Origin of the sequence: Sphingobacterium sp. MYb388 (genome assembly GCF_037479535.1) — a bacterium.
GTDB classification, from domain to species: domain Bacteria; phylum Bacteroidota; class Bacteroidia; order Sphingobacteriales; family Sphingobacteriaceae; genus Sphingobacterium; species Sphingobacterium anhuiense.
In genome coordinates this window covers 1,127,299-1,144,300 of the sequence record NZ_JBBGYV010000002.1, presented here as the reverse complement: position 1 = coordinate 1,144,300, position 17,002 = coordinate 1,127,299, and the positions used below count along the sequence as shown (strand labels likewise).

16 protein-coding genes and 1 tRNA gene are annotated in these 17,002 nt (G+C 37.1%); 16 read left to right on the top strand and 1 reads right to left on the bottom strand.

Annotated elements, in window-relative coordinates; genetic code table 11:
• The first annotated feature begins 997 nt into the window (after nt 1-997).
• The 4 genes from WH188_RS10560 (at nt 998) to WH188_RS10545 (ending at nt 3,807) form a co-directional block, all read left to right on the top strand.
• Nucleotides 998-1,828: an AraC family transcriptional regulator gene (locus tag WH188_RS10560; RefSeq protein ID WP_339423905.1), complete on the top strand. Its 831-nt coding sequence runs from the start codon at nt 998-1,000 to the stop codon at nt 1,826-1,828.
• Between the two features lie 108 nt (nt 1,829-1,936).
• Nucleotides 1,937-2,821: a 4,5-DOPA dioxygenase extradiol gene (gene ygiD, locus WH188_RS10555; RefSeq protein ID WP_168127486.1), complete on the top strand. Its 885-nt coding sequence runs from the start codon at nt 1,937-1,939 to the stop codon at nt 2,819-2,821.
• 104 nt (nt 2,822-2,925) lie between these two features.
• Nucleotides 2,926-3,213 (top strand): SelT/SelW/SelH family protein, encoded by a 288-nt coding sequence (locus WH188_RS10550; RefSeq protein WP_021191773.1) that lies wholly within the window; start codon nt 2,926-2,928, stop codon nt 3,211-3,213.
• Between the two features lie 132 nt (nt 3,214-3,345).
• Nucleotides 3,346-3,807, top strand: coding sequence for a copper resistance protein NlpE (locus tag WH188_RS10545; protein ID WP_132772742.1), 462 nt, complete (start codon nt 3,346-3,348; stop codon nt 3,805-3,807).
• Nucleotides 3,808-3,886: 79 nt separating this feature from the next.
• Here the strand turns inward: WH188_RS10545 and WH188_RS10540 are convergent, their stop codons facing one another.
• Entirely contained in the window at nt 3,887-6,742 is a 2,856-nt protein-coding gene (locus WH188_RS10540; protein ID WP_132772741.1) for a M16 family metallopeptidase, read from the bottom strand.
• 88 nt (nt 6,743-6,830) lie between these two features.
• Between WH188_RS10540 and xerD the strand changes: the two genes are divergently transcribed.
• The 12 genes from xerD (at nt 6,831) to WH188_RS10480 (ending at nt 16,870) form a co-directional block, all read left to right on the top strand.
• Nucleotides 6,831-7,736 carry a site-specific tyrosine recombinase XerD gene (gene xerD / locus WH188_RS10535; protein WP_021191774.1) on the top strand — a complete coding sequence of 302 codons (906 nt, stop codon included), beginning with the start codon at nt 6,831-6,833 and terminating at the stop codon, nt 7,734-7,736.
• 244 nt (nt 7,737-7,980) lie between these two features.
• On the top strand, nt 7,981-10,293 hold the full coding sequence (locus WH188_RS10530; protein WP_339423904.1) for a TonB-dependent receptor: 2,313 nt from the start codon (nt 7,981-7,983) through the stop codon (nt 10,291-10,293).
• Between the two features lie 20 nt (nt 10,294-10,313).
• On the top strand, nt 10,314-10,853 hold the full coding sequence (locus tag WH188_RS10525) for a hypothetical protein (protein WP_021191776.1): 540 nt from the start codon (nt 10,314-10,316) through the stop codon (nt 10,851-10,853).
• 73 nt (nt 10,854-10,926) lie between these two features.
• Nucleotides 10,927-10,998 (top strand) — tRNA-Arg (locus WH188_RS10520).
• 370 nt (nt 10,999-11,368) lie between these two features.
• Complete coding sequence (locus tag WH188_RS10515) at nt 11,369-11,872, top strand: GNAT family N-acetyltransferase (RefSeq protein ID WP_339423903.1); 504 nt, start codon at nt 11,369-11,371, stop codon at nt 11,870-11,872.
• A gap of 44 nt (nt 11,873-11,916) precedes the next feature.
• The gene (locus WH188_RS10510) at nt 11,917-12,768 is read left to right on the top strand and encodes a methylated-DNA--[protein]-cysteine S-methyltransferase (RefSeq protein WP_339423902.1); all 852 of its coding nucleotides are present in this window, start codon (nt 11,917-11,919) and stop codon (nt 12,766-12,768) included.
• A 29-nt stretch (nt 12,769-12,797) separates the two neighbouring features.
• Entirely contained in the window at nt 12,798-13,406 is a 609-nt protein-coding gene (locus tag WH188_RS10505; protein WP_132844720.1) for an alpha-ketoglutarate-dependent dioxygenase AlkB family protein, read from the top strand.
• Nucleotides 13,407-13,503: 97 nt separating this feature from the next.
• Nucleotides 13,504-14,367, top strand: a complete 864-nt coding sequence (locus tag WH188_RS10500; RefSeq protein WP_132772735.1) for an AraC family transcriptional regulator — start codon at nt 13,504-13,506, stop codon at nt 14,365-14,367.
• A 78-nt stretch (nt 14,368-14,445) separates the two neighbouring features.
• Nucleotides 14,446-15,156, top strand: coding sequence for a siderophore-interacting protein (locus WH188_RS10495; protein WP_339423901.1), 711 nt, complete (start codon nt 14,446-14,448; stop codon nt 15,154-15,156).
• A gap of 34 nt (nt 15,157-15,190) precedes the next feature.
• Complete coding sequence (locus tag WH188_RS10490; protein ID WP_021191783.1) at nt 15,191-15,403, top strand: hypothetical protein; 213 nt, start codon at nt 15,191-15,193, stop codon at nt 15,401-15,403.
• Nucleotides 15,404-15,882: 479 nt separating this feature from the next.
• Complete coding sequence (locus WH188_RS10485; protein WP_132844726.1) at nt 15,883-16,443, top strand: Crp/Fnr family transcriptional regulator; 561 nt, start codon at nt 15,883-15,885, stop codon at nt 16,441-16,443.
• A 97-nt stretch (nt 16,444-16,540) separates the two neighbouring features.
• Nucleotides 16,541-16,870 (top strand): DMT family transporter, encoded by a 330-nt coding sequence (locus WH188_RS10480; protein ID WP_132772730.1) that lies wholly within the window; start codon nt 16,541-16,543, stop codon nt 16,868-16,870.
• Nucleotides 16,871-17,002: the final 132 nt, after the last annotated feature.

Here is a 17,002-nt window from a genome sequence, read left to right as displayed (position 1 = left end):
CTGTTTCTGCGTTTAACCTGAATTAAACCCTTCTTTTTTCAGTGCCTATCCTTTCGGATCAGCCGTTCCTCCCTTGCGGAGTGGTGCAAAGATAGGGACTTTTTATAATCACTTCCTAATCTTTTCCGGAAATAGTTTGCCGCGAAACGGTAAACAGCTTATAACCTGACCGATAAATTTACCTCTGACCTGTTCTCGGGGCTGAGAAACGGACAATCCTGGCTTTGAACTGTAAAAAAGGGTAGCGGGGGGATTGTTCGTTCTGGGCCATCTTTTATGGATGCAGTATGCTTTTACGGAATAGCCAAGTGGAAATGATATCTTTTTCGGTACAGCGGCATCATCGACACTATTACTATTACTATTACTATTACTGATAAGGTGATCCATGTCTCCTCATGCTTTCCGCCGGGCCGACATCTTTACTTTATACTATATTACTATATACTACAAAAGGGGTCCAGAGAAGTCGGGGTGTTTTACTATAGCCAGCTCCCCTCCGTACAGATACTCCGGAATAAGGCATATTATAACCTGATCCGGAACTGACAGGGAACTGATTATTATTTAAGATGGGATTTATATAGAGATTACTGAGATTTTATAGGGGGGTTCTAGGGGTTTACCTCTACTAACCCCCTGTAAACCCCCTCTTATCCCTCTGTTATACCTCCATTATATGCGAACAAGATTCCTACTTGCTTATAATATGGTATCACCCTGCTAACAACAGCAGTTTTCTCCAGATTCAATTGGTTTAAAGAGCTGCTTTATCATTATACTGACGAACACAAATCCAATCCCTATTATTAGGTCCAATTGCTGTAAGCACCTCGCCCATCTCTTGCTTACTATAAAGCTGATTTTTCACATACTCACTATCATGGTATTGAAGACCACTATACCTAATACACAAAAGTGAAATAAACCGATATATAACAAAGGTTTTGCATTTTTTTTATAACTTTAAAATCAACAAGAAATCAAAAAAGTTTTGATGGAAATTTTCAAAATATATCAAGTCGATGTAGCTGAAGCAAACCGCATCGCCCAAAGCGAAAATAATGTTCATCACCATGATTTCGAAGAGTTAATTATTGGTATTGAAGGAGAATTAGAACATTTTATTGATTTTAAATCCGAAACTTATGCAGCACCATTTATAAGTTTTGTTACCAAAGGAAAAACACATCGCGTAAAACCTACGCTAAAAGCAGGAAAATGTCTATTTTGGGTATTGCGATTCAAAAGTGAATTTATTGCCGAAACGACTTTTCAACTGTACAATCATTTTCATGACCAAGCTACATTTAGCATCACTCCATCCACTTGTTTTCAAAGGATAGTTCATATAGCTCAAATGATAGCCGATGAAATGCACGAAATCCAAAGCGATTTGGGTATCGTACGACAATTATTAAGTACCTTATTTACGATGATCGAATCCGAATATCGTAAACAGTTTCTGGAAGGCCTACCCTACTCATCGACTTCCAGTACAACATTTAAAAACTTTTTAACCATATTAGAAGAAAATTATCATCGCCCAGAATCAGTAAATTTTTATGCGGAAAAACTCTTTATGAGTGCACGTGGTCTTAATATGATCTGTCATCAAATATTACAGCAAAGTGTTTCCGAAATTATTGAAACGAGAAAATTGATAGAAGCTAAAAATTTGTTGATGAATACCGATAAAACAATTTCGGAAATTGGATTTGAATTAGGATACAGTGATAATGCCTACTTTACAAATGTATTTAAGCGAAAGTCGGGACAGACGCCTACAGAATTTAGGACTGATATAAAAGCGATCATTTCCAAATAGTACAACATTATTACCAAAAAACAATACCTATCCTCCTGTTATACTTCCGATATTTGTTTTAACTATTAAAAAGCTATCAACAAGAATATATCATCAGGAGTTAATAGCATGAATCGAAAAAAATTTATAACCGCTATGGCTGTATTACCTTTAACAGGAGCTGCTTTAAAAGTAAACTCCTTACGCAACTTATCTAAAAATTTTGAAGCAACCGAGAAGTTTCCCGTGTTATTTTTGGGACATGGAAGTCCTATGAATGCGATCGAAGAAAATGAATTTGTGGACGGATTCCGAAATATCGGTAAGACTTTTCAAAAACCAAAAGCAATATTAGTTATTTCAGCGCACTGGGAAACGCGTGGTACATTCGTTACTGCAATGGATAATCCTCCGACAATTCATGATTTTGGCGGATTTCCTCAAGCATTATTTGATGTACAGTATCCAGCTCCCGGAAGCCCTGAACTTGCACAGGAAACAAAAAGAATCATCACAAAAACTGATGTATTATTGGATGATAAATGGGGTCTTGACCACGGGGCATGGTCTGTTGTCAAGCATCTATACCCAGATGCTGAGGTTCCGGTTATTCAAATGAGTATCGATTATACGCAACCTGCGTCTTACCATTATGAATTAGCACAGGAATTAGCTTCCTTACGTCATAAAGGTGTATTGATAATAGGCAGTGGCAATATGGTCCACAACCTGCGTATGGTAGCCTGGGATAAATTAAATGAGGCGGGATTTGCATGGGACTGGGCTCAGGAAGCAAAAGAAAAAATGAAAAATTACATTTTAGATGGTAATCACAAAGCTTTGATCGACTTCCGGAATCAGGGAAAAGCATTTGATTTAGCTATACCCACACCAGAACATTATCTTCCCATGATCTACAGCCTGGCACTAAAAGATAGACAAGATGATTTACTGCTGTTTAACGACAACTCTATAGGAGGATCTCTTGCCATGACTTCATTCAAAATTGGCTGATAAACACGACAATTATCCGTATTGCTGCACAGTAAATAGTAATAGTACAGTTTAAGAATATAAAAATAAATCCCTTATATTCGCCATATAAGCTATATAGAAAGATGGATATATCAAAACCTACAATTTCAGTTGAATACTGTCCGAAATGTAACTGGATGTTACGCGCGGCCTATATGGCGCAAGAAATTTTAAGTACTTTTACAGAAGATATTCATGGTGTCTTACTGATTCCGAGTGAAATAGCGGGTAAATACTCCATTTCAATCGATCAGCAACCCATATTTGACCGTAAAGAAATGGGAAGGTTTCCTGAAATAAAGGAATTAAAACAATTGATAAGAGATCACATTAACCCGGATAAAGATTTAGGTCACTCTGAAAAGAAATAGTTATATTTTGCATTTTTAAGTATATTACAAAAACTATAAACGAACAGTATTGTTTTAGCTCTTAAAACAATACAAAAAATGCAAAAGTACATACATTAATACATCACGTTTTTAGAAATAAAACATATTATAATGAAAAAAATCTTCATAGGCTTATTCGTAATTACTGCTTCATTTACATCTTGCCAAAATCCAACACAAACAAAAGAAAAAACAGCACAAGACAGCAGTACAGTTGCTACTAAACAAGATACGGCATTTCACGATGAGCATAATACACAAAACTCTGTTGATTGGGCTGGAACCTACGAAGGAACTCTTCCATGTGCAGACTGTTCGGGCATTCATGTCATCTTAACCTTAAATATGGATGGAACTTTTGAAAAATCTGAACAGTATCTTGAAAAAGGTGGACCTTTTAAAGAAACTGGCACGTTCACATGGACTCCAGACGGCGGCTCGATTATTTTAAAGGAGAAAGATGGCGAAAGCAAATATAAAGTCGGTGAAGGTATGATGAAGAAATTAGATATGGAAGGTAAAGAAATTAAAGGAGAATTAGAAGAATTCTATAACTTCAAAAAGATAAAATAGATGCTGATCATCAGCGTCATATGACATAAAAAAAGCTCCTGAATAGTATTCAGGAGCTTTCTTTTTTAGACTTTAAGATCTATTTTGCATCTGGTAACAAAATAAATTCAAACATGCGGTCTTCTTTTAAATATTTATCAGCGACAGCTTTTACACTTTCTACAGACACTTTACTCAGGTCATCTAATTTTCTCAAGATTTCCGTTACATCCTCTTGATTTTGATAAGATCCTGATAGATAGCTAACCCAAAATCCATTCTCTTTAAGCTGTAGCTCTAATTGACGCTTTTGTTCAATAACAAATTTATCAATATCCTCTTTTACAGGTCCACTTTTCTTAATTTTAGAGACTTCATCTACAGCAGATTTTATCAGCACATCCACTTTATCCGGAGCCGTGCCAAAGCCGATACCAAAACTATAGCGTTGACGTGGCAACTTGCCGTAATTAGCAGAAGCGCCCACACTGTAAACCCCGCTTTCGGCTTCACGAAGACGTTCTAATAATTTAATGGTCAAGATACTTTCTAAGGCTTCCATATTGATATTTTCGCTTTCCGAATAAGTATAATCACCATAATAAGCTAATTGTACAGAAGCTTTATCCTCTTTCCCTTTATGAACAACAACACGCTTTCCTTGAGCTGGTTCTACTATACCTAAATCTTTATAAGACTCTTTACGTCCAAGATTCGGCAAGGCCGCTAAGTAATTTTCTAAATAAGGTTTAATTTCTTCTTCAGTAAAAGAACCTACGATGGTAAAGGTGAAGTCCGAAGCATCAGCAAATCGCTCTTTATAAATTTGAAAAGCTCGATCTTTGTCAATAGTTTTCACTAAATCGGCAGTCGCATTTTTTCTGCGGATATTATCCCCATAAAGCGTTTCTTTCACTTTATCGGAGAAAACATTTGACGGATCACTATCTCTATTTTCTAAACTTCCTACAGAACGGGCGATGATACTTTGGTAAACATCCTGATCCAGACGAGGTTCAGTAAAATAGCCATAAATCAATTCAAAAGCATTTTTTAAACCTTCTTTGTCCGAACTTCCATAGATTCCTTCATATCTTTCTGAAATATACGGTGTGATCCCGATATTTTTACCTGTGAGATACTTTTGTAATTCAACATTATTCAATTGACCCACACCACTCGCATCCACTAGACCCGCAGCATTACTCGCTGAATAATAATCTGCATCTGGATATAAAGAAGAACCACCTGGACTAAATGCCGAGATACGTATTTCATCATTCTTGAAATTGGTAGGTTTCAAAATTACTTTGACACCATTGCTTAAGGTCAATTCTTTTACATTGATCTCTTTTAATTCCTTATTGGAAACAACAGATCCTTTAACAGGTTCCTTCGATAATAATGGCAATTTAGAAACCTTATCCTCATAAGCTGTTAAGTTCTGAGACTCCACTTCCTTTATCCAATTATTGACTGTTTGTTCAGCAGGTAAAGTAGCTTTATCTTTCTCCGGCCCCATGATGATGATATCACGATTCAGATCAGTATAATATTTTGAAATCAGTGCATTAACTTCTTTCAAGGTCAATGTTGGTAATAGCTGTTTTGTTATTTTATAACTATCATCGTTACTTAATGCGGCATCATCTTTTAAGAAGTTATTCAAATAACGACCCACATAACTATCCGATTTTTTCTTGCTCTTTTCTATATAAGCAGTCTCATTACCTTTATTCATTGAAACGATGGCTCTATCCAATTCAGACTGTGTAAATCCAAATTTTTGGATGCGCTCAAATTCTGTCATCATCTTTTTAAATCCTACTTCCAATTGGTTTGGTTTAGGAACTACCATCAACGAAAACACATCTAATCCAGCAATGAAACCAGATATACTGCCTCCAGCTTGCATAAAAGGAGCATCTGCCTGTTGCATGATTTCAGAAAAACGATCGGCAACGATCGAGTTAAATGCCGAAATCAGTAACTGTTTGCGATAATCTTTTACGGTCACTGTTTTTTCCTCTTTACTTTTGATCATAATCTGAGCAACTGTATAAGGAAGTTCAGGATCTGTAATGGCAATAAATTGATTTTTATTCAATAAATCAACATTATACTTGGTACGTTCCAGCTTTTTAGCAGGAGCTTTTAAATCCGAAAATAAGGCTTTAACTCGAGCTTCCATATCTTTCACGTCGATATCACCAACAATGATGATAGACTGTAAGTCCGGTCTGTACCAGTCTTGATGAAATTTCCGGATCGTCTCCGGTTTGAAAGTTGTAATAATTTTTTCTGTTCCGATCGGTAAACGTTTAGAATAGCGAGATCCATTTAAAACAATTGGAAAATATTGATCCTGCAAACGTTGACCTACACCACGTCCGCCACGCATTTCCTGCATCACAATACCGCGTTCTTTATCAATCTCATCATCAGCAAGCAATGCATCTTGTGCCCAGTCGCGCATCACCTGTAAACCATTTTTCAACAGTTCAGGATCATCAGATGGAATGGGCAACTGATAAACCGTTTCATCAAATCCGGTATAAGCATTCAAATCGGAGCCAAAACGAACACCAGCTTTTTGTAGGTAATTGACCAACTCGTTTTTAGGAAAGTGTTTTAGACCATTAAAGTTCATGTGTTCTAAAAAGTGAGCCAAGCCTAATTGGTCATCTGTTTCTAATATAGAACCTACTTTGTTTGCTAAATACATCGTAACCCTTTTTTCTGGTTCTACATTCCGACGGATGTAGTAAGTGAAACCATTTTTAAGTTTACCTGTAAGCACCTCATTGTCAAAAGGAAGTTTTTGATTCCAACTAACGGTGTCTTGTGCTAAAATTGCTCTCGCTTCAGCACGAAGTGATGTTGCCGCAGTACTAGGGGTTGTACAATAAAGAGTTGGCAACAAAAATGTTAATGCAATTGGTTTAATAAATCTCATGTTTTTGATTTACCTTAAGTTTTTAATTTAGTTGTTTTATAAAATTAATGTTCGAAAGTACAATTAATCTATTGTATTTTTGTTATGCATGAAGGAAGAAAATAATTGGTTGCTTTTAAAACGAGAATTCGGCCGTTTTTTGAAATTTGAACGCGGTCTGTCCGATAATTCTATTGAAGCTTACCTCAATGATGTTTCCAAACTGGAAGTATACAGTGAAGAAAATAAATTGACATTGCAACAAATAACCAGTAAGGATATACAGCGCTTCCTGATCTGGATAAATGGATTTGGTATTTCTCCCTTCACGCAGTCACGCCTATTGTCAGGACTTAAAACATTTTATAATTTCCTACTCTTGGAATACGATTGGGAAAATAATCCAGTCGAATTAATTCAAGCCCCTCGAATTGCACGAAAGATACCTAGTGTGCTTAACATCCAAGAAATCGATCAACTTATCAATGCCATCGACTTATCAACTCCCGAAGGTATGCGCAACAAAACAATTCTGGAAGTGTTGTATGGATGTGGACTTCGAGTCTCGGAGCTGGTAGGTCTTAAACTATCAAATCTTTACTTAGACGTAGAATTTATCAAAGTTGAAGGAAAGGGTAATAAAGAACGTCTGATTCCAATCGGGAGCCAAGCCATTAAATACTTGAAAATTTATATCAATGAAGTCCGACCGCACATTAAAGTCAAGTCGGGGCAGGAAGATTTTGTCTTTCTAAATAAGCGTGGAGCTGCTTTATCTCGTGTTATGGTATTCATTGTCATAAAAGAGCTGGCTACAAAAATTGGTCTTCAAAAAAACATTAGCCCGCACACTTTTAGACATAGCTTTGCTTCTCATCTTGTGGAAGGTGGGGCAGATTTACGCGCCGTACAAGATATGCTGGGGCACGAAAGTATCACAACTACAGAAATCTACACCCATATCGACCGCGATTATCTACAGAGCGTGATTACCCAATATCATCCCCGTTCCTAATCGGATATTTACAACTCTAAAATCACAACCCTAATTTTTTACAGTTAACTTATTCGTTAGTTGATAACTGTACCACTTTGATTATTTGGACCAATCTCCACGGTTCAAAAAAATAAAGGGGTAATCCATTTGTACTATAAAACGGTATAAACCATGACTTTTTAAATTATATACAACATTGTTGCATTATTATTTTAATTTAATGCAACAATGTTGTATTTTTGAGGCGTAATTTAATTTAAGCATGACAAAACAGTTCAGCGTCATCTCTATATTGGCACCCGTATTCATCTCATTATGGCCTTCATACAGCCTATTTGCGCAAAAAAGACAAATAAGCGGAAAGATCATTGCGCTAGAAAACACCAGTCCCATTCATGGAGCTAACCTTCACTACGAAGGCCATAAGAAAGCGATAACTTCCAACTTTTCGGGTGAATTTCAATTTAGTACTGAACAGAACTTCCCGATAAAATTAGTGACTTCACTCGTTGGCTACGAAAATGACACTACTTATGTGAAAAATGACCGTCCCGTACTGATAAGACTAAAAAAAGACGTTAAGAGACTCGCCGAGACACAGGTTTACGGTTATCAGGTTGCCGCCAAAACACAGATTGCACAACAGGTCAATGCGACAGCTTTAACTGAAAATAAAAACCGTTCGCTAGCAGAAGTTTTAAAAAACATCTCCGGAGTCCATCTCCTACAGACCGGATCTACCATCAATAAGCCCATTATTAACGGTCTTTATGGCAATCGCTTGGCGATACTTAATGATGGTATGAAACTCGAAAGTCAGCAATGGGGTAATGACCATGCTCCAGAAATTGATGTGTACGCGGCGAATGCGATTACGGTCGTAAAGGGAGCAGAAAGCTTACGTTATGGTGGCGAAGCATTAGGTGGAGCAATTCTGCTATCCGCCAAACCCTGGAATAAAATTGATAGTCTTAGAGGGCAAGTCAGTCTAAACGGTTTCACAAATGGCAGAGGTATGCAAAGCGCATTAAACCTGGAGGGCATCACTCCCATAGCGGGACTGAAATGGTCTTTCAATGGAAACTACAGCAAAAGTGGTAATCGAAAAACTCCCGATTATTATCTGAACAATACCGGGCAGCGCATTTACAACCTAAATGCTGCAGTAAATTATCAATACAAAGACGCTAATTTTGAAGCTTCCTATAAACAATATCACAATGAAGCGGGCATTTTATCTTCTACTCATATCGGCGATATTACTTCTTTTCAGGAACGTCTAGCCTATGGGAGACCGTATCCCAGCGAACTCTTCGGATTCTCATACCAAATTGATGCTCCCCGTCAAGAGGTTAAACACGAGGTATTTCAGTTTGCTTACAGCCAGCGCTTGAGCGATGCTAAAACCTTATCCATAAAATATGCTTACCAGAACAACCACCGCCAGGAATATGATAAAAGACGTGCAGGCCGTAGCGCAATTCCAAGCATGGATATGGTTTTACGGACACATGCACTTGATGCATCTTATACTATTGAGGGCTTAAATCAAAAATTTATTACAGGCCTTCAGGGGCAGACACAAGTTAACAATAATATTGCTGGGACTTTTAATACCCCATTAATTCCTAATTACAATGCCTTTAATATCGGAGCATACGGTATATATCAATGGCAAAAAGACCGATTGGCCTACGAATTAGGAGCTCGTTATGATTTTAAGAATTTCGATGCTGCAGGGTATGACTTTTATGGTAAAGCTTATGGTGGCGACAATCAGTTTCATAACTTGTCGACCAACCTCGGTTTATCCTATACTGTCGACAACCATATGACTCTTAAATCAAACTTAGGACTTGCCTGGAGAGCTCCATCTGCACAAGAACTGTACAGCCAAAACGTACACCAAAGTACAGCACGCTATGAAAGAGGAGATGCAGCATTAAAAGCAGAGAAAGGATTAAAGTGGATCACCAGTTTAAATATCCATGAGCAGAAAAATTTCTTAAACATTGACATCTATGCTAACTACATCAATAATTACATTTACGTAAAACCGACCGAAGAATACGTACAAAATCTTTCAGGTACATTTCCGATCTGGCAGTATAGTCAAAACAATGCATTATTGGCCGGGATTGACGTACAGGGAAAATATGCCATCAGTGAACATTTAGATTACAGTGCAAACACATCATTTATCTACGCCCGTAACCTAGATGACAAAAACTATCTGCCTCTTATTCCGCCCCTATCGTATACACATGAAATCGCTTTTACAACAAAGGGAAAGACGAACTGGATGCATGACGTGAAATTTGCCTTAGGTCAAGAAATCTATGCCAAACAGTTTTTAACAACAGCAAGTATGGAGATGGCTCCCGCACCATCGGCGTATCAGCTTATCAATGGTTCCATTAGTTTAGGCTCTCTTATTGGCAACAATAAATTGCAAACTCGCCTTTTGGTAGAAAACATATTCAATAGCACCTACAAATCTTACACAGATCTATTCCGTTATTACAGTCATGGTGTAGGCCGAAATATACAGTTGACAATTAATTACACATTCTAATCATAACAAATACAGCTATCATGAAAAAAATCATTAACAGCAGCAAATTAGTACTGATCGCAGCAGTTCTCCTTTTCAACTCATGTAAAAAAGACGATCCTGTCCACGAACATGATAATGAAGAAATGAAAACCATGACTTTAAGTTTTACAGAAAAAACAACAAATGCCAAAGTCGAAGTTATCATCGATGCTACCGATACAAAACCACAGTCGCTAAACTTAAAAAAAGGCAACTATGATTTAGATATCAAATTAAAAGATTTTGATGGACATGAGGTACAACAGGAAATTTCTGACGATGCCGATGAGCATCAGTTTTTCTTCGTAGGCCCTACAAAGGAGCAGATCACCTTTACGTATTTAGATCAACAGGTAGGTTTAAAAAGCAACTGGAAAGTATTAGACAAAGCAAGTGCTATTCCAATGAAAATTGTCTTGATGCACGGTCTAAATAAAACGAAGGTTACCGCAGCAGACTGGAACAATTCAAGCTACCAAAGCATTGGTGGCGGTACTCCAGACATTTCAGTAAATGTAACTTTAAATCTTATTGACTAAAGATGAGGATGTTGGCAAGAGATTGCATTTAGCTATTTTCATTTTTCATGAAATAGTATATCTTTGCTAGCATGTCCCTGTAGTTTAATGGATAAAATTGCAGATTCCGGTTCTGTTGATATGGGTTCGACTCCCTTCGGGGACACACAAAAGCAGCGTTTAATAGTATTAAACGCTGCTTTTTTTATAATTTCTAACGCACATATTCCCCATTTCATTCCATCCAGCATCTTTAGGTAAATCCTATATTACGGTGAAACAGCCCACAGCAGCACCCTGATATTTTTTTGTGACTAAAACTAAAAAACCTCATCATCAAAAATCTAAAATCACTGCGTATTGCAAATAATAGTAAAGCAATTTGCGCAATGAACATGAATTGTCAAGCCAGTACTTTGGATATAAAAGACAATATTATTAAGTTTGACTCATCAATCAGCAGTACATCATATCAATAAAAAGAATGGTCTAGAGTAGCCCATACAATCAAAGGAAAAACATTATACCAGTATATTTTGGAAAAAATTACGTTTAGATTTGGCACCCTTCATGATATTGTTTCCCTGCAGGAACTGTTTGTCGATACTATTAAGCGCATTTGCATCCAAGATTATAGCGCAGAGCAGGTAGCGGTTTGGAGCTCCAGCAGTGAGAATATGCAACGATGGACTCAGGTGTTAACTGAGCAGTATGTACTCATAGCAGCGTTAAACAACAGTATTGTCGGCTTTTGCACCTTAGCTGAAGGTGGTTATATTGATTTATTTTTTGTTCATAAAGATTACCAGGGTCAAAAAATAGCATCCCAGCTCTACCAATATATAGAAGCAGAGGCAAGGCGACTGAACACCGATCGTTTAACGGCAGATGTAAGCAAGACGGCAAAACCATTTTTTATAAAAATGGGATTTACAACCGTAAAGGAGCAGGAAGTGATTTTAAAAAATGTACCATTTATCAATTACAAAATGGTTAAAATGATCAGGCCTAATCAAAACTCCGCATGTTTCGGATTGTAAACAGCGACAATCATGATGAAATTTGGGTATAAATTAAAATGAAAATGGAAACACAATCAAATCTCAACTACAATCGAATAGCTTCAGCTATCGAATATATTCAACATCATTTTAAGGAACAGCCAAACTTGGATGAAGTCGCTGAAAAAATTCATTTAAGCCCCGCTCATTTTCAACGGCTCTTTACTGACTGGGCAGGTACAAGTCCTAAAAAATTTTTACAGTACATCAGTTTGCAATATGCCAAGAAACTGCTTGATGACAACAAAGAACTTACACTCTTTGATGCCGCATACCATACCGGACTTTCGAGCAGCAGCCGTTTACATGATCTATTTATCAATATCGAAGGTATGACTCCTGCTGAATATAAAAATGGAGGTCAATTTCTCAAGATCAATTACCGTTATGCAGACAGTCCTTTTGGCCCAATAATTATTGCATCTACAGTCAAAGGAGTATGCTATATCGCATTTGAAAGTAATGAAGCAAAAGCTTTCACCGATTTACAGGCTAAGTTTCCAAATGCCCTATTTCAGCAACGGGATGATGATCTGCAACAAAATGCCCTCTCCATTTTTCAAAACGATTGGTCTGCTCTTTCACAGATTAAATTACATCTCAAAGGCACCGACTTTCAATTGCGTGTGTGGGAGAGTTTACTCAAAATTCCCATGGGGAAACTGGCTACATATGGAACAATAGCAGAACAGATCGGAAATCCAAAAGCAGCTAGAGCTGTTGGCACAGCTGTTGGCAGTAACCCCATTGCATTTCTTATTCCGTGCCACCGCATTATCCAATCTTCTGGCATAACAGGAGGATACATGTGGGGACCAACTCGAAAAACAGCTATTATAGGATGGGAAAGTGCCAAAACACAGCAGGAATTATAATACGAAGCACCACCATTTAAACATTATGTATGGAATTATTTGAATATCCGATTGATAGTACGAAAAATTGGCTTCCAAAGGACGGAACAGTACATTATTATGGGAAAGTAGTGGGACAGGAACGTGCAGATTACTTTTATGAAAAACTATTGACAGCCATCGAATGGCGTAACGATGAAGCCGTTATTTTTGGTAAACATATATTAACGAAAAGAAAAGTCGCTTGGTACGGTGAGAAACCTTTTGAGTATACCTATTCCAATACAACCAAGCATGCTCTTCCTTGGTCAATAGAATTACTGGAATTAAAAGAAATAGTTGAAAGAACAACGGGAGAAACGTTCAATTCTTGCTTATTAAATCTCTACCATAACGGGGATGAGGGTATGGCATGGCACAGTGATGGCGAAAAAGATTTAAAGAAAAATGGTGCTATCGGATCATTGAGTTTTGGGGCTGTCCGTAAATTTGCTTTTAAGCATAAACAAACGAAAGAAAATGTAGGATTGATCTTAGAACATGGCAGTTTATTGGTCATGAAAGATGAGACGCAATCCCATTGGCTACATCGACTGCCACCTACTAAAAAGATTCACTCTCCAAGGATTAATCTCACTTTTAGAACAATTGTCGAATAAAATACCGTTATTTCAATTGCGTGTTTCTATTTTTTATAAATTTTTATACCAAACAGCGTGTGCTGTGCTCAGCTTTTAAGATATAGTCGTTAGCATTATGCGTAAGAAAAACAGTTCCATTCCTATTAAAACAATGACTGATGCTTTCAGTTCGGGAATTATTATAGCCAAAGCATCTTTCGATGAACAGGACCTCATGAATCTGGATGATGCAAGACGATCACATCGGGATGACTATCACTCCTTCTTTCTGTTGGAAAATGGCACCACCGAAATCGAAATTGATTTTCAGCAATATACGATAACCCCCTACTCCATCCTCTATATTCACCCACATCAAGTACATCGCATTGTGGCGATGAAAAAAGTAGGTGGCAGTTTTTTGGGGATTAATAGTGAACATATAAATCCAGAATATCTGCAATTGCTGGAAGAAATGACACCATTAAAACCGCTTCGACTTTCTGAGGAAATATTTTCTATTTTGGAAACTAGCGTTTCTTTATGCATTACATTATCCGACCGTAAACAAAAGCAGTTACATCAATCCTTGCTAAAAGATAGCTGTAATACTTTGATCGGGCTCTTGACTTCGATGTACCTCGAGGGCGCTATACCTGTCGACAAACTTTCCCGATCTGAGATTATCACAAAAGCATTTAAGGCTTCCCTGCAACGTGACTTTCTCGCTATAAAAAGACCTGCTGCATATGCTATGCGTCTCAATATCTCTACCCCCTATCTGAATGAATGTGTCAAAGACGTCACCGGCTACCCTGTATCCTATCATATCCAACAGCGTATCATTTTAGAAGCCAAACGCCTGCTTTATCATTCTGACAAGTCAGTAAAAGAAATCGCCGATGCCCTAGGTTTCGAGGATTACCCCTACTTCTCGAGATTATTCAGCAAAGTCACCGGAATGTCGGCACTATCCTTTCGGAACAAAAACCGCGATTAGTCCAATACGCTCTTCCTTTGCTCCATTGTTTGCGTTACAAATTAGCTGTTTCTTTGTCATGAACAAAAAAGCAATACCATGATATCAACACTACCCAAATGGGCAGGCGGAATACTAGAGAGTCTCGTTGGCCAGCGTGCTGAAGTGATCGGCACCACTTACCTCAGCCCCCATCTTAAAAAGGTGCGTTTTCAGAGCGACCTTTCCAAAATGAATTTCCAGATTGGCTATGCGAGTGTGATCCGTGTAAACGAAATCGAATACCGGAATTATACGATTGCCTATCATGATATGCAACTGGGTATTGTGGATATTATCTTTCATATTCACAATAATGGTCCCGGAAGCAGTTATGCAGACGCTTTAAGCGTTGGTGATCATCTCTATATCAGTAGTCCGAGGGGGCATAAAGTGTATAACCCAAAATTTCAGCATCAGTTACTCTTCGGCGATGAAACTTCGCTGGGATTGGCCTGTTCGCTACTTCCCACACTCAAAAAAAACAATCATTCCTTCCAGTTCTATCTAGAACTAGACGATTCAAATCAAGAAGTTCCTGAGCTGTTGGGCTTAGAAAACTGTAGTATCTTTCCAAAAAATGGATCGTTTGCCAATGCGGAATGGATCGATGATCTCCCTATTTTTCATCATGAAAACTGGCTTCATGCCAGCTACACTTTAGTTGGCAATGTCACTTCCGTTCAAGCTTTTCGAAAGGCCCTTAAAAGAAACGGTGTAAACCGTATAACTACTCAAGGATATTGGCTAAAAGGAAAAAAAGGATTATAACAGATTGTATTAAAAATTTAAAATTAAAAACTGCATGATTTATGTATTTAAAACCTCAGTAGAAACTGAAAAAGACATTCTCATTTTAGAATATGGTTTAAATGAACACTGCACACCGGGCAGATGGAATTTCGATCTACAGGATTGCGATCGTATCTTACGCATCGATACTTTAAAGGAAAATCCACAATCTATCATTGGACTATTGCAGGATAAAGGCTTTCACTGCGAAGAGCTTCCCTATTAACAAGATCAAATATGGAATCGTGTAGCTAAACTAAATATCAACATATTTACGCTAGTTACTGATCTAGATTTTTTATCAGGATAAAGCTCTCTGTTGCAGCAACGATAAAATTGTTATAGTTCGAGCAGTATGCTGTTCTCAAATCAAAGATTTATGTAACGGAGTCAAGAATCAAATCGTAAGATCAGTTGATGAAAATTAGCAATTAGCAGGTATATGATTTTTGGAAATAAGATAGAATATCTACGAATTACAAATAAACATGCGGAATTTTGTGCTTTACATGACATCAATAAATTCACTTTGTAGATTGGTAGTTCCAACTTCGATAGGTATATTTAAAACCTCATGACAACATATGGTTTGTTTTGTAAACGTTTATCTTTTATAGATACTCCTTATGTTGCAATGCGTTCTTACGCAAGCGGTAAAACCGGCACTTGCAAGTTTTAATAATATAGGGAAGTAATACAGAAAATATGAATTTATTAATCCAACAGCTAAAAAAATACGGACCAATTCATACTGATCTTGAGGAAGAATTGATTAAGAGAACTAAATTCATGACCAAACAAAAGGGTGATTTTTTTCTTAAACAGGGTCAAGTTGTATCCAATATGTTTGTTATTGAAAAAGGAATTGTGCGCGCATTTTACAATAAAGAAGATCGGGAGATCAATGTTTGGTTTGGTATCGAAAATATGATATTAGGTTCAGTGATTCCTCTTTTCTTCAATCTTCCTTCTTTAGAGAGCATTCAGTTTTTAGAAGATTCCTCTATTTACTATATTTCCAGAGAAGATATGAATGAGCTTTATCAAAAATATCATCAAATGGAAACCATTGGGAGAAAATTAGCGGAAGAATATTGCAAAATATTAGAGGAGCGTGCCATTTCTTTACAGACTGAATCTGCTGAAGAGCGTTACAATACGCTGCTGAAGAATGAAACCGCAGCGGCACAGCGCATTTCGCTAGGACATATCGCTTCTTATCTTGGTATTACTCAGGAAACATTAAGCCGGATCAGAAAAAAATAATGATAGTTTGTATTGAAATTTTAACTGAATTTGATATATATCAAAAAAAACAATCTCAATCTACCGTTCCTTTGTATGATTATTAATCATATAAAAAATGAAATATTTATTTTTAGGCTTAGCTATTGCATTTGAATTACTTGGTAGTAGTTTTTTAAAAGTATCCAATGGGTTTTCAAAGTTAATTCCATCTATTGTCACTATTCTGGCCTTTATAGCTTGCTTTTATTTTCTTTCCCTGGCGCTTAAATTTATTCCTCTTAGTATTGCTTATGCAGCTTGGGGTGGTATCGGTATTGTTTTAACAACTGTTATCTCGGTTGTTATTTTCAAACAATCACTAGATCTTCCAGCAGTAATTGGTATTGTTTTGATTGTTGCCGGAGTCATTATAATGAATTTCTTTTCAAAAGCTGCTTCACATTAAGCGATAGCATTTGAAATATATTTTTTTTCAACCATAAAATATACCTTGAGTGGCACGATGGAGCTACCGAAAACTACTCATCGTTCTTGGTTTAATGTTAAAAAAAGGTCCTTATTACTTAAGTAATAAGGA

What these genes read in the sequence shown, in the direction of transcription:
- ygiD (WP_168127486.1), top strand. Translation starts at nt 1,937, where the DNA reads ATGAATCGAAAAAAATTTATAACCGCTATGGCTGTATTACCTTTAACA.
- WH188_RS10495 (WP_339423901.1), top strand. Translation starts at nt 14,446, where the DNA reads ATGATATCAACACTACCCAAATGGGCAGGCGGAATACTAGAGAGTCTC.
- WH188_RS10500 (WP_132772735.1), top strand. Translation starts at nt 13,504, where the DNA reads ATGCGTAAGAAAAACAGTTCCATTCCTATTAAAACAATGACTGATGCT.
- WH188_RS10530 (WP_339423904.1), top strand. Translation starts at nt 7,981, where the DNA reads ATGACAAAACAGTTCAGCGTCATCTCTATATTGGCACCCGTATTCATC.
- WH188_RS10545 (WP_132772742.1), top strand. Translation starts at nt 3,346, where the DNA reads ATGAAAAAAATCTTCATAGGCTTATTCGTAATTACTGCTTCATTTACA.
- WH188_RS10525 (WP_021191776.1), top strand. Translation starts at nt 10,314, where the DNA reads ATGAAAAAAATCATTAACAGCAGCAAATTAGTACTGATCGCAGCAGTT.
- WH188_RS10505 (WP_132844720.1), top strand. Translation starts at nt 12,798, where the DNA reads ATGGAATTATTTGAATATCCGATTGATAGTACGAAAAATTGGCTTCCA.
- WH188_RS10550 (WP_021191773.1), top strand. Translation starts at nt 2,926, where the DNA reads ATGGATATATCAAAACCTACAATTTCAGTTGAATACTGTCCGAAATGT.
- WH188_RS10485 (WP_132844726.1), top strand. Translation starts at nt 15,883, where the DNA reads ATGAATTTATTAATCCAACAGCTAAAAAAATACGGACCAATTCATACT.
- WH188_RS10490 (WP_021191783.1), top strand. Translation starts at nt 15,191, where the DNA reads ATGATTTATGTATTTAAAACCTCAGTAGAAACTGAAAAAGACATTCTC.
- WH188_RS10510 (WP_339423902.1), top strand. Translation starts at nt 11,917, where the DNA reads ATGGAAACACAATCAAATCTCAACTACAATCGAATAGCTTCAGCTATC.
- xerD (WP_021191774.1), top strand. Translation starts at nt 6,831, where the DNA reads ATGAAGGAAGAAAATAATTGGTTGCTTTTAAAACGAGAATTCGGCCGT.
- WH188_RS10480 (WP_132772730.1), top strand. Translation starts at nt 16,541, where the DNA reads ATGAAATATTTATTTTTAGGCTTAGCTATTGCATTTGAATTACTTGGT.
- WH188_RS10540 (WP_132772741.1), bottom strand. Translation starts at nt 6,742, where the DNA reads ATGAGATTTATTAAACCAATTGCATTAACATTTTTGTTGCCAACTCTT.
- WH188_RS10560 (WP_339423905.1), top strand. Translation starts at nt 998, where the DNA reads ATGGAAATTTTCAAAATATATCAAGTCGATGTAGCTGAAGCAAACCGC.